General features: G+C 69.5%; 11 protein-coding genes. 6 read left to right on the top strand and 5 right to left on the bottom strand.

Annotated features, from left to right (window positions below):
- The first annotated feature begins 43 nt into the window (after window positions 1–43).
- Window positions 44–586 (top strand): GNAT family N-acetyltransferase, encoded by a 543-nt coding sequence (locus tag ACEN2M_RS03820; RefSeq protein ID WP_441646803.1) that lies wholly within the window; start codon window positions 44–46, stop codon window positions 584–586.
- A gap of 23 nt (window positions 587–609) precedes the next feature.
- Entirely contained in the window at window positions 610–2,088 is a 1,479-nt protein-coding gene (locus tag ACEN2M_RS03815) for a maltokinase N-terminal cap-like domain-containing protein (RefSeq protein ID WP_441646802.1), read from the top strand.
- A 22-nt stretch (window positions 2,089–2,110) separates the two neighbouring features.
- Here ACEN2M_RS03815 and ACEN2M_RS03810 read toward each other — a convergent pair whose 3' ends face one another.
- Window positions 2,111–3,820, bottom strand: a complete 1,710-nt coding sequence (locus ACEN2M_RS03810; RefSeq protein WP_441646801.1) for an AMP-binding protein — start codon at window positions 3,818–3,820, stop codon at window positions 2,111–2,113.
- A 110-nt stretch (window positions 3,821–3,930) separates the two neighbouring features.
- Between ACEN2M_RS03810 and ACEN2M_RS03805 the strand changes: the two genes are divergently transcribed.
- A complete protein-coding gene (locus ACEN2M_RS03805; RefSeq protein WP_441646800.1) occupies window positions 3,931–4,977 on the top strand; it encodes an ATP-dependent DNA ligase in 1,047 nt (348 codons plus the stop codon).
- Between the two features lie 183 nt (window positions 4,978–5,160).
- Window positions 5,161–6,420, top strand: a complete 1,260-nt coding sequence (locus ACEN2M_RS03800) for an acyl-CoA dehydrogenase family protein (RefSeq protein ID WP_441646799.1) — start codon at window positions 5,161–5,163, stop codon at window positions 6,418–6,420.
- 90 nt (window positions 6,421–6,510) lie between these two features.
- Here the strand turns inward: ACEN2M_RS03800 and ACEN2M_RS03795 are convergent, their stop codons facing one another.
- Together ACEN2M_RS03795 and ACEN2M_RS03790 are read right to left on the bottom strand one after the other, a co-directional pair.
- Window positions 6,511–6,726, bottom strand: coding sequence for a PLDc N-terminal domain-containing protein (locus tag ACEN2M_RS03795; RefSeq protein WP_441646798.1), 216 nt, complete (start codon window positions 6,724–6,726; stop codon window positions 6,511–6,513).
- A 95-nt stretch (window positions 6,727–6,821) separates the two neighbouring features.
- Entirely contained in the window at window positions 6,822–7,787 is a 966-nt protein-coding gene (locus tag ACEN2M_RS03790) for a DNA topoisomerase IB (protein WP_441646966.1), read from the bottom strand.
- A gap of 256 nt (window positions 7,788–8,043) precedes the next feature.
- Here ACEN2M_RS03790 and ACEN2M_RS03785 point away from each other — a divergent pair, with 256 nt between their 5' ends.
- Together ACEN2M_RS03785 and ACEN2M_RS03780 are read left to right on the top strand one after the other, a co-directional pair.
- A complete protein-coding gene (locus ACEN2M_RS03785; RefSeq protein ID WP_441646797.1) occupies window positions 8,044–8,472 on the top strand; it encodes an ASCH domain-containing protein in 429 nt (142 codons plus the stop codon).
- Window positions 8,473–8,888: 416 nt separating this feature from the next.
- Complete coding sequence (locus tag ACEN2M_RS03780) at window positions 8,889–9,710, top strand: alpha/beta fold hydrolase (protein WP_441646796.1); 822 nt, start codon at window positions 8,889–8,891, stop codon at window positions 9,708–9,710.
- A gap of 61 nt (window positions 9,711–9,771) precedes the next feature.
- Here the strand turns inward: ACEN2M_RS03780 and ACEN2M_RS03775 are convergent, their stop codons facing one another.
- Entirely contained in the window at window positions 9,772–10,146 is a 375-nt protein-coding gene (locus tag ACEN2M_RS03775) for a hypothetical protein (protein WP_441646795.1), read from the bottom strand.
- 20 nt (window positions 10,147–10,166) lie between these two features.
- Window positions 10,167–11,810: a PspC domain-containing protein gene (locus tag ACEN2M_RS03770; RefSeq protein ID WP_441646794.1), complete on the bottom strand. Its 1,644-nt coding sequence runs from the start codon at window positions 11,808–11,810 to the stop codon at window positions 10,167–10,169.
- Window positions 11,811–11,814 lie beyond the last annotated feature (4 nt).

Below are 11,814 nucleotides of genomic sequence, written 5' to 3'. Positions count from 1 at the left end.
CGCCGTGCCCGGCGACACGCGGAAGATCGATTATCGTCGGAGGATGACCGACCCACTGCCTCCGGTGTCCCTGCGTCCCCTTCTCGACACCGATTCCGCGCGTGTGCTCGAGTTGAACAGCGCCGCGGTGCCCGCGGTCAACGACCTCGGTGCCGACGACCTGGCGGCGCTGATCGCGGCGAGTCACAGCACCATCGCCGTCGTGGCGGATGCCGATCCGGACACCGTGCTCGGTTTCGCGATCCTGTTCGCGGCCGGCGCCGACTACGCCAGCGAGAACTACAGGTACTTCTCCGAGCAGGCACACACGTTCCTCTATCTGGACCGGATCGTGGTGGCTGCCGATCATCGGGGCCGGGGGCTCGGCGCACAACTGTACTCGGCGGTCTTCGACGCCGCCCGGGCGTTGCCCACCGAGGTGGTCTTCTGCGAGGTCAACCTGCAGCCGCCCAATCCCCGGTCGCTGGCCTTCCACGAACGATTGGGCTTCACCGAGATCGGGCAGCAGGCCACCAAGGACGACACCGTGGTCGTGTCGCTGTTGAGCGCATCCGTCACACGGGTTCGGTCGGCGCCTGAGCAGTAGCCGGTCCGGCTACGCTGAACGACATGAAGCACGCCAGCGCCGGCACCGGCATCGACCTCCCGCCTGTTCTCGACGGCTGGGTGGGCGAGCAGCGCTGGTTTGCCGGCAAGGCACACAGCCCCGTGCTGCAGAGCATCGGCCAGTGGGACCTGCCCACCGACGAGGTGGGGGTGCGCATCGCCTGCCACCTCGTGCTCGACACGGCCAGCAGATTCTCGACGCTGTATCAACTGCCGCTGACCGAGCGCACCGAGCCGCTGCCCGACTCGTCGGCCCTCATCGCGCAGACCACAGGGAGCGACGGGCACCCCGGTTTCGTCTACGACGCCCCGCACGACCCCGCCTACGCCGCGGCCCTGCTCAGGTTCATCGCCACGGGTGCGTCGATGACATCCGTCGACCCGGTGGGGGTCACAGCACGGGGCGAGTTGCTCCGCGCCGGGGGCGTTGCCGACGACCTGACCCGGCAGCAGGTCACGGCCAGCCGGGTCCTCACCGGCGAGCAGTCGAACACCTCCATCATCGTCGATGTCGCCGACGCCGCCGGCCGGCCCGGCCGGCCCGTCATCTGCAAGGTGTTCAGGGTGATCGCCGCCGGCGCGAATCCTGATGTGTCGGTGCAGTCCGCTCTCGCCGGAGCCGGATCCAGGTTCGTTCCCGAGCCGATCGGTGCGGTGTCCGGCGAGTGGACGAGCCCGCTCACAGGCGCACGGCACAGCGGGCATCTTGTGTTCTCGCAGGAGTTCCTGCCCGGGGTCGAAGATGCCTGGCGGGTGGCCCTGCGCGCCGCGGAGCACGGCGACGACTTCAGCGGGCCGGCGCACGCCCTGGGCGTCGCGACCGCCGCCGTGCACAGGGACCTCGACAGGGCGTTCCCCACCGTGGCGTCCAGCCCGAGTGTGGTGGAGAACCTGTGCTCGACGATGCGCGAACGGTATCGCCTGGCCGCACGGGAGATCCCGGAGCTGGCCGCGCACAGTGAGGCGGTGGAGGCCGTGTTCGCCAGGGCCCAGGCCGCATCCTGGCCGCATCTGCAGCGCATCCACGGCGACTACCACCTGGGCCAGGTGCTCGATGTGCCCGGTCGGGGATGGGTGCTGATCGACTTCGAGGGCGAACCGCTCCGCCCGCTGGCCGAACGGTCGCTGCCGGACATCCCCCTGCGCGATGTGGCCGGCATGCTCCGCTCGTTCGACTACGTGGGCGCGACCATCGCCATGCGTGCCCCGGCGGCGGGGCCGGCCGCGACCGACTGGGCCATGGATGCCAGGGCCGCCTTCCTGCGGGGTTACCACGAAGACGGCGGCGGCGCCCCGGATGGCTCCGCCGGCACCTCCCTGGCCGGGCAGGAGCACCTGTTGGCGGCCTTCGAACTCGACAAGGCGGTCTACGAGAGCGTCTACGAGGTGCGCAACCGACCGTCCTGGCTGCCGATCCCGTTGCGTGCGGTGCGACGCCTGGCCCAGGACGCCCCCGTCGGGTCCGGCCGCGCCACGGCCTAGCCAGCCGCCTCGCGGCACCAGGTCAGGAGCGCTTCTTCAGCTCCGGGAACTGGTCGTCGCGCCACTCGTCGGCCAACCGTTCGTTCGCGGCGGCGGCCTCGTTCTCGCGCGCCCGCAGCTCCACCCGGCGGATCTTGCCCGAGTTGGTCTTGGGTAGCTCGAAGAATTCCACCCGGCGCACCCGCATGTACGGCGGCAGGCCGTTGCGGGCATGCCGCAGCACGGCCAGGGCCGTCTCGGCATCCGGCGCCCAGCCGTCGGCCAGGGCCACGTAGGCCTTGGCGATGTTCAGCCTGGTGTCGTCGGGGGCCGGCACGACGGCGGCCTCCATCACGGCGGGGTGCTCGATCAGCACGCTTTCCACCTCGAACGGGGAGACCTTGTAGTCGGAGGACTTGAAGATGTCGTCGGTGCGGCCGATGAAGGTCAGATAGCCGTTCTCGTCCCGGTTGGCCACGTCTCCGGTGTGGAAGTAGCCGTCACGCAGCACCTCGGCGCTCCGCACCGTGTCGCCGTGGTAGCCGCTCATCAGGTTGACGGCCACGGCGGTGAGGTCCAGGCAGATTTCGCCCTCCTCGGTGAGCGCCCCGGTGATCGGGTCTACGAGCACCACGGCCACGCCGGGCAGCGGCAGTCCCATCGAGCCGGCCAACAGCTTCGAGCCGGGCACGTTGCCCACGATCGCTGTGGTCTCGGTCTGCCCGTAGCCGTCCCGGATGGTCAGGCCCCAGGCGCGCTGGATCTGGCTGATCACCTCGGGGTTGAGCGGCTCACCCGCCGAGAGGATTTCGCGGAGGCTCGCCGGCTTGGCGCCGACATCCGACTGGATCAGCATGCGCCACACCGTCGGCGGCGCGCAGAAGGTGGTGACGGCCGCGCGGTGCAGCTGGTGCGTCAGCGCCGCGGGATTGAACTTCGAGTAGTTGTAGATGAACACGGTGGCCTCGGCGATCCACGGCGAGAAGAAGCAGCTCCAGGCGTGCTTGCCCCAGCCGGGCGAGCTGATGGCCAGGTGCACGTCGTCGGGGCAGAGGCCCAACCAGTACATGGTGGACAGGTGCCCGACCGGGTACGACGTCTGGCTGTGCACCACCATCTTGGGCTTGCTGGTGGTGCCGGAGGTGAAGTAGATCAGCGACGGGTCGGTGGAGGACACGGGCACCTCAACCTTGCCGGTCTCGGCCTGGTGGGACTCTGCGTAGCCGGTCCAACCCGCGGTCGGCTGGCCGACGCAGATGCGCGAGAAGTCCCCGGGCACGTCGTCGAATTTGGCGGTGTCTGCGGCGTTGGCGATCACGTGCTGCACGCCGGCGCGAAGCACCCGGTCGGCCAGGTCGTGGGTGCCGAGCACCGTCGAGGTGGGCAGGATGACCGCGCCCACCTTCATGATGGCGAGCATGGTCTCCCAGAGCTCCACCTGGTTGCCGAGCATGAGCATGACGTGGTCGCCCTTGGCCACACCGTGCTGCAGGAGCCAGGTGGCGACCTGGTCGGAGCGGGTGGCCATCGCGTCGAAGCTGACCTTGAGCTCACGGCCGTCTTCCTCGACGATCCACAGCGCGGTCTTCTGATTGCCCGTGGCGATCACGTCGAACCAGTCGGTCGCCCAGTTGAAGCTGTCGCCCACATCCGGCCAGACGAAGGCGGCGGACGCACCCCGGTGATCACTGCGCAGCTCGAGGAGCTGGTCGCGGGCGCGGCGGAAGTTGGTCGTGCTGGGGCGCTCAGTCATGGTTCCATCATCCTCACCCGCGGATGCCGCCAGCGGCATGGACGGGCATCCGGCTGGGAATATGTGCACGGAGGGTGTCCGGCGGGAGCGAAGCGGGCCAGACTGCGGGCATGGCTGTCGCACCTACGCTCTCCCCCATGCTCGCCAAGGCCGTCGACACGGTTCCGGAGCCGAACAGCGTGCCAGGGGGCCTCTGCTACGAGCCCAAATGGGACGGCTTCCGCAGCATCGTCTCGTTCGACGGCACCACCAGCACCATCGCCAGCCGCGGCTCCAAGATGCTCACCCGGTACTTCCCCGAGCTCACCTTCGCGTTCGAAGACCTGCTGCCGGAGCCCTGCGTGCTCGACGGGGAGATCGTGTTGCGCACCGGCGAGCCCGGCAGCGAACACCTGTCGTGGGAGCAACTGTCACAGCGCATCCACCCGGCGGCCAGCCGGGTGCGCCGGCTCGCCGACGAGACCCCGGCCACCTTCATCGCCTTCGACCTGCTCTCCAGGGGAACGCACAGCCTGCTCGACACCCCGTTCGTCGACCGCCGCGCGGCCCTGGAAGACCTGGTCGGCACGCTGGGCGATCCGATCCACCTCACCCGCACCACCACGGATGTGGCCCTGGCCCGCCGGTGGTTGGTCGAATTCGAGGGTGCGGGCCTGGACGGCATCGTCGCCAAGCCGCTCACGGCCGTGTACACGCCGGGCAAGCGGTCGATGTTCAAGGTCAAACACCACCGCAGCGCGGATGTCGTGCTGCTCGGCTACCGCATGCACGTGAGCGGCAGCGGGGTGGGATCGCTGTTGCTCGGCCTCTACGACGCCGACGGCGAGTTGCGCAGCGTCGGCGGGGCATCCGCGTTCAGCGACGCCTGGCGGCTGCGGCTCATCGACGAGTTGGAGCCGCTCGTGCTGCACGACGACAACGGCGCAGTGGTCACCGGCGAGGGCGAACGCAACCGCTTCTCGGCGAACAAGGACACCTCATTCGTGCGGCTCAGGCCCAGCCGGGTGCTCGAAGTGCGATACGACCACATGGAGGGCGACAGGTTTCGGCACACCGTGCAATTCGAGAGGTGGCGGCCGGACCGGGACGCGCGCTCGTGCACCTTCGAGCAGCTGGAGCGGCCGATCGAGTACGACCTCGGTGACGTGCTGGACTGACCGTCCAGCGGCCGGGTGACGTAACCTCGGGTCGCATTCCGCCGGGTGGCCGGCACCGTGCCTATGGTTGCAACACCTCGAGCAATCGCTCCGGGACGATCGAAGCGGCAGCAGCAGTGCCGCTGCTTCGCCGTGCCACCGCACCCCTCGACGCATCCGCTGCCGACCACGATTGGACCACTCATGACCGACACCGCACCGACCGACACCGCACTGCTCGACACCGCACTCGACGACCGTTGGGCGACAGCGCCCGTACCCGGCACCCCGGCGGGCTGGCTCGAGCGGGCCAGGGAGGTGTCGGACATCCTCATCGTCGACGCCGTCGACCGGGACAGGGCAAACCTGGCTCCACACGCCGAGGTGCGCCTGCTCAAGGCCTCCGGCCTGGTCACCCTGCTCGGACCCCTCGCCCACGGCGGCGGCGGGCAGAGCTGGGAGACCGCCTACCAGGTGATCCGCATCGTCGCCCGCGGCGACGGCTCGATCGGCCAGTTGCTCGGTTACCACTATCTCTGGGCGTGGGCGGCCCGCCTGGTCGCCACCGACGAGCAGATCGAGGCCGTGGAGGAGCTCTACACCGCTAACAACTTCCTCTTCGGCGGGGCGGTCAACCCGCGCGATTCCGACCTCACCGTGACCGAAGACGGCGACGAGCTGGTCTTCAGCGGCCGCAAGTCGTTCTCCACCGGCGGAGCGGTGGCCGACCTCACCGTGCTCGAGGGGGTGCTTTCGGGAACCGAGACACACATCTTCGCCATCGTGCCCACCGACCAGCCAGGCATCGTCTTCGGCGGCGACTGGGACAACCTCGGCCAGCGGCTCACCGAGTCAGGCTCCGTCGAGATCCGCGACGTGCGGGTGCCGTGGGCGGCCGCCGCCGGGTTCGTCGAGAAGGTCTTCCAGCCCCTGATCTACAACACCCTCAATGTGCCGGCGATCCAGCTGGTCTTCACGAACTTCTACCTGGGCATCACGCAGGGCGCCCTCGAGACGGCGTCGGCGTACACCCGCACCTCCACCCGCGCCTGGCCGTACGGCGGCGACAACAAGGAACGCGCCACCGATGAGTGGTACCTGCTCGAGGGCTACGGCCAGCTGCAGTCCAAGCTCTGGGCCGACGAGGCGCTCACCGACCGCGCCGGCGCCGAGATCAGCCAGGTACTGCACGCGCCACGCGAGCAGCTCACCGAACGGCGCCGGGGCGAGATCGCGGTGCTGATCGCCGCCGCCAAGTTGCGCGCCATCGAGGACGGCCTGGAGACCACAAGCAAGATCTACGAGCTCACCGGCGCCCGCGCATCCGCCAACTCGGTGGGACTGGACATCTTCTGGCGCAACCTCCGCACGCACAGCCTGCACGACCCGGCCGCCTACAAGAAGCGCGAGGTGGGCCAGTACGTGCTCCTCAACGAGGTGCCGGAGCCCTCCTGGTACACCTGACCTGGCCGCGGGTTCTCGTTCGCAGACTTCCCGCCTTCATCGCGACAACGAAGGCGGGAAGTCTGCACACGACGTGGCGGGGTCCGCGGGTCAGTCCTTGCGGCCGGCGAGGAAGTAGGCGATCGGCCCGGCGAAGTTGATGGAGATCACGGCCGCCCAGACACCCTTGGGACCGTTGACCTTCTTGGCGGGCCGATGCGCGAGGTCGCTCCAGGCGAGTCCGGCCAGCACGAGCTGCACGACTCCCGCGGCCACCGTGCCGAACTTCTGGGGCCCGGCCATCTCGCTCCACTTTCGCTTAGCCATGTCACTCTCCCGTCGTCGTCGCGTTGTCGCCTCCGCTGGCGCCACGCGTTGCTCGAATCATGCCACCGAACGGTCTCGGACGACGCCCACAGGGCTCACGGGAGCAACATCCGGCGCAATTCCGATTCCGCGGATGCCACGCGGGCCGGATCGATCGTCTCACCGGCGGTGAACGCGTCCACCACCCGCGGGTCGACGTAGCTCGTGCGGGCGATGGTGGGTGTGTTGCCGAGCACCTCCGCCGCGGCCTGCATGGCCGCCGTGAGCGCCCGCGCCCTGGCCCGCTTGGTCGCTTCAGGCCCGTTCTTCGCCAGGCTGATCGCCGCCGCGATGGTGCCGCGCAAGGTGCGGAAGTCCTTGGCGGTGAAGTCCCCGCCGGTGTGCTCCTTGATGAACTCGTTCACATCGGCGGCCGACACCGTGCGCGGCTCGCCATCGTCGTCCCAGGCCAGGAACGGCGCGTCCGGGGCGTCATCCGGTGCGTCCCGCACGAACGCGGCCACGTCGGGGTCGATCAGGCTGCTCTGCCAGGATTGCCCGCTCTTGGCGGGGAAGGCGAAGTGCACGGTGTCGCCGTCGACGCTCACGTGCGAGCGCTGCAGCGTGGTGAGGCCGTGGCTGCCGTTCTCCTCGGCGTACCGGTCACTGCCGATGCGCAGGGCACCGGAATCGAGGATCCGGAAAGCGGCCGCGAGGGCGCGTTCCCTGGTGGCTCCGGGTTGGCGCAGGCACCGGGTCACGTAGCCGCGGGCCCCTGGCAGCGATTCGGCCAGCTCCAGGGCTCGGGCGAACTTCACCCTGTCCTGTTTGAGGCGCCAGTCCGGGTGATACAGGTATTGGCGCCGGCCCGCTGCATCCACCCCGGTCGCCTGGATGTGCCCGTTGGGATAGGGGGCGATCCAGACATCCCGCCACGCCGGCGGGATGGCCAGGGCGCCGAACCGGGCACGCAGCTCGGGGTCGGCGATGACGAGCCCGGCCGGGTCCAGGTAGCTGAAGCCTCGGCCGGAGCGCCGGCGGGCATACCCGGGACCGGAGGTGTTGCTGCGGCGCAACCGGATGGTGCGGGGCCGTGCCGCGCCTGGCGGGGTGGCCGCGGATTTCGGGGTCTGGGTTCGAGTTCTGGTCGCCATGACGTCCTCCGGCAGACTGTGGGTTTTTCAGCGTAAGCGTGCGCCGCGGTCCGGGCAAGCACGGAGTGCACCCCGGGCTCCGAGAACTCGGGAGGCGCGGTGGTCGGGAGCGCTCCACCCGCTATCTATACTGTTCTCACGACCCGCGGCGAGCACCCTGCGGGCTACGCGAGAGAAAGCCACCATGCTTGCCGATATCGACACCCTTCCCCCGCTCGTTTTCGGCGATCCGAGCGAGTTCCGCGAGTTGCAGGTGGCGTTGGTGATGAGCGGCGACAAGACCGGTTCGTCGCACCTCCGCGTCGCCTACGAGCTGGCGGGCGAACCGCTGCCCGTCGTGGGCACCGAGTACGCCGTGGTCGATTCCGCGAACACCCGCGTGGCCGTCGTCGAGGTGCTCGAGGTCAGTGAGCACACCGTCGCGGAGACCACCCTGGAACTGGCCGAGCACGAATCCCCCACGCTGGAAACCTGGCACGCCATGCACCGCGCCTACTGGGAGACGCTGGTGCCGGCCATCCGTAAGCACCTCGGCGAGCCCGACTGGCAGCTGACGGATGCCGAACCCGTGATCAGCAAGGTATTCCGCGTGGTGCACGCCCCCGTCATCTAAGCGGAGGCCGAGGCGGCCGCTTCCCGGGACCGGCCAGCGCGAGCAGCCTGGTGCTGATGTGCCGGCGATAATCCCGCGGTGATCCTCACCGGACCGCTCTCCCGGCCCCGCGGCGGGATCCCCGCCTGGCCGAGGTGCTCGCCGTGTTCCAGCGACCGCTCTCGGCCGTGGCCTTGGGCGAACCCGCCTCGGCGGCGGCCTGGAAGTCGAAGCCATCCTGGGGCATCATCGCAAGCGGCGACCACGCCATCAACCCGGCTGTGGAGCGGTTCAACTGCGAACGCCGGCACCACCCAGCCCGCGGACATGGATGCGCCGCACCTTGTCGCGCAGACCCACCCCAGTGATGTCGCCGACCTCATCGAGGTCGCGGCGAAGAGCACCACCCCGATCATCGACTAGAAACGGAACCCACGATGCCTTACATCACAACCACCGACGGAACCGAGATCTACTACACCGAGCAGGGCACCGGCCAGCCCGTGCTGCTCAGCCACGGCTGGCCGCTGTCGTCGGACGCCTGGCAGGTCGAGCTCAAGCTGCTCGCCGATGCGGGCTACCGCGCCATCGCGCACGACCGCCGCGGCCACGGGCGTTCGTCGAAGACCTACACGGGCAACGACATGGACACCTACGCCCAGGACCTGGCAGAGCTGGTCGAAGCCCTCGACCTCACCGACCTCGTGGTGATCGGCCACTCCACCGGTGGCGGCGAGGTGGTGCGTTACGCCGCCCAGCACGGCGCCGGCCGGGTCGTGAAGGTCATCACCGCCGGAGCCGTGCCGCCGCTGATGCTGAAGACCGCGAGCAACCAGGAGGGCACCCCGATCGAGGCGTTCGACGGTATCCGTGCCGCGGTTCTCAAGGACCGCTCGCAGTTCTGGAAGGACCTCTCCGAGGCCTTCTTCGGCGCGAACCGGGACGGCTCCTCGGTGTCGCAGGGCGCGAAGGACGACTTCTGGCGCCAGGGCATGCTGGTGAACCTCGCCGCTGCCTACGACTGCATCAAGGCATTTTCGGAGACCGATTTCACCGAGGACCTCAAGGCCCTCGATGTGCCCATTTTCATCGCCCACGGTGACGACGACCAGATCGTTCCGATCGCCGCTGCCGCGCTCAAAACAGCGGAGCTGGTCAAGGACGGCACCCTGAAGGTCTACCCGGGCGCCCCGCACGGCATTTACGGCGACTACCAGGACACCCTCGACGCCGACATCCTCGCGTTCATCGCCACGTAGCACCGGCAACGCAGGTTCAGTGAGGGTGCGGCAGCCTGCCGCCGCACCCTCACGAGGCGATCTAGCCGGCGCGGCGGGATGCCGCGGCGATGCCGGCAACGACGAGCAGCAGCCCGATGCCCACGACGGCCGTGAGCATCCAGGTGACCAGGTCAAAACCATTCGGAACCAGCTCGCGGGCGGCCAGGAAGGCCGCGAGAGCGAGCATCAGGGCGCCCCAGAGAATGGTCGCGAAGAGCGGCCGGCGCGGGGGAAGCGGCTCGGGCGCCGGCGCCGCCGGTTCTGACGCGACCCGCGTCGTGTGCGGCGGCGTCGTGTCTTGCGGAGCCGTGTACTGCGGAGCCGTGTTCTGCGGAGCCGTGTTCTCCGGAGCCGCAGGCAGCGGCGTCGTGGGTTCAGTGTTCGGGCCGGCGGTCGGGCTGGTCGGGTCGGTCATGATGATCTCCTAGCGCGCCGTTAGCGCAGTACCGGTTGGTTGATGGTGACCTGGCCGAAGAGTGTCCAGACCCGCACCGTCGTGACACCGGTGCCGCTTCCGTCTGCCACGGTTCGGGAGTCGTAGAACAGCACTCCGCCGCGGTCCAGCTCGTCCACCCCTGAGTAGTCGACTCCGCCGGCCAGGCTGCTGGCCTCCACGGCCACGGTGCGGTTGTCGGGCAGCCGCAGCTCCACATCACCGAACGCTATCCACACGTCCACGGTCTGATCGGCCCCGGCCGACGCGTTCTCGACATCCGTCAGGTCGATCACGGGGTCGCCGGCGATCATCGCGAAGCCCGAGGGGCTGCTGGTGCTGTACTGCCAGGTGGGGTCCCCGAAGGTGGCTATCTCGGTTCCCGCGGGGATGAAGGCGGTGCCGGCCACCGAAATGGCCAGCGCAATGCTGAAGAAGTTCAGCCAGCCGCCCTCCTTGCCGCGGATGCCGGCCACGATGATGCCCAGGGCGATCACGGCGAGCGCGGCGGAGGCTCCCACCAGGAAGGCACTGGTCGACCAGGCGCCATCGGCCACGAAGGAGGCAGCGACGGCGCCCGCGCTCAGGGCGAGTCCGGCGACGACGGAGATGAAGCCGGCGCCCAACTGCTTGCGGCGATGCATGGCCCGGTAACGCTGCGGGTCGAAGGAGGAGGCCTGCGCGGTCGGACGAGTGCCGGCGCCGTACGGGTCAGAACCGTACGGCGCAGGACCAGACGGGGTGGAACCGTACGGCGCGGAACCGTATGGCGCGGAACCGTACGGCGCAGTGCCGTAGGCGGCCGACCCTGACGGGGCTCCCCCGGATGGCGCAGCCCCGGCCGCGGCGGTGCGGCCGCTGCCGGTCAGGTCATCCCAGAGCGACGGCCCCGTCGGCGCGGAATTCGCTGCCGGGGGGTCTGGCACGGACGGAATGGGTGGCACGAAGGTCGAGGTCGGGGCGCTCGGCGCTGCCGAGCCCGGGTCCGTTACGGTCGGCTGGGGCGCGCCGGCTGCAGAGGACGAGCCGGATGCGGCGCCCGCGGAGCCCGAGCCAGGAGCGGTGGGAGCGGTGGGAGCGGCATAGGCAGCGCTCTGGTATCCCTCCGCTCGCTGATTGCGCGGTGACGGCACCCGCTTGGCGATGTAGATCACCAGGAGCACGATGCCCACGGTGAGCCCGATCGCCCAGCTCGTGCGCAGCAGCACCTCGAGCCAGCCGGGCATCGACCAGACCTCGGGTGGTCCCTGCCACCAGATGCCCTGCATCCAGGGCACGAAGGTGAGGAACAGGAGCACCCCGACGGCGATCATGGCCGGTTCGAAGATCTGGCGGGCGGCCTGCTCGACCAGACTGCGCCCGGTTTCGTCGGGCATCAGGGCCCAGCCGACGGCGTAGAGGAAGAAGATGGGGCCGCCGAGGATGGCGATCACCACGGCGATGCCCCGCACGACCAGCGGGTCGAGCCCGGTGCGGGTGGCGACGGCTCCGCACACCCCGGCCAGCCACCGGTCCCGGCCGCGCACGAAGCCGAGGCCGCGCACCCAGTCGAAGAACGCGGTGCCACCCGGGGGTCTGGGCTGCCTGCCGGCGTCCGGGGCGCCATACGGGGTACCTGGAGTGTGGGTGGACGGTGCATCTGTCATGGCT

It is taken from the genome of Cryobacterium sp. W22_MBD10_FK3 (genome assembly GCF_052113745.1).
Classification (GTDB): Bacteria; Actinomycetota; Actinomycetes; order Actinomycetales; family Microbacteriaceae; genus Cryobacterium.
The sequence above is the reverse complement of the archived record's forward strand: the minus strand, read 5'-3'. Positions and strand labels throughout refer to the sequence as shown.

Coding starts and splice junctions, on each gene's coding strand:
- ACEN2M_RS03785 (WP_441646797.1), top strand. CDS start 8,044: ATGCTTGCCGATATCGACACCCTTCCCCCGCTCGTTTTCGGCGATCCG.
- ACEN2M_RS03800 (WP_441646799.1), top strand. CDS start 5,161: ATGACCGACACCGCACCGACCGACACCGCACTGCTCGACACCGCACTC.
- ACEN2M_RS03775 (WP_441646795.1), bottom strand. CDS start 10,146: ATGACCGACCCGACCAGCCCGACCGCCGGCCCGAACACTGAACCCACG.
- ACEN2M_RS03820 (WP_441646803.1), top strand. CDS start 44: ATGACCGACCCACTGCCTCCGGTGTCCCTGCGTCCCCTTCTCGACACC.
- ACEN2M_RS03795 (WP_441646798.1), bottom strand. CDS start 6,726: ATGGCTAAGCGAAAGTGGAGCGAGATGGCCGGGCCCCAGAAGTTCGGC.
- ACEN2M_RS03770 (WP_441646794.1), bottom strand. CDS start 11,810: ATGACAGATGCACCGTCCACCCACACTCCAGGTACCCCGTATGGCGCC.
- ACEN2M_RS03810 (WP_441646801.1), bottom strand. CDS start 3,820: ATGACTGAGCGCCCCAGCACGACCAACTTCCGCCGCGCCCGCGACCAG.
- ACEN2M_RS03805 (WP_441646800.1), top strand. CDS start 3,931: ATGGCTGTCGCACCTACGCTCTCCCCCATGCTCGCCAAGGCCGTCGAC.
- ACEN2M_RS03815 (WP_441646802.1), top strand. CDS start 610: ATGAAGCACGCCAGCGCCGGCACCGGCATCGACCTCCCGCCTGTTCTC.
- ACEN2M_RS03780 (WP_441646796.1), top strand. CDS start 8,889: ATGCCTTACATCACAACCACCGACGGAACCGAGATCTACTACACCGAG.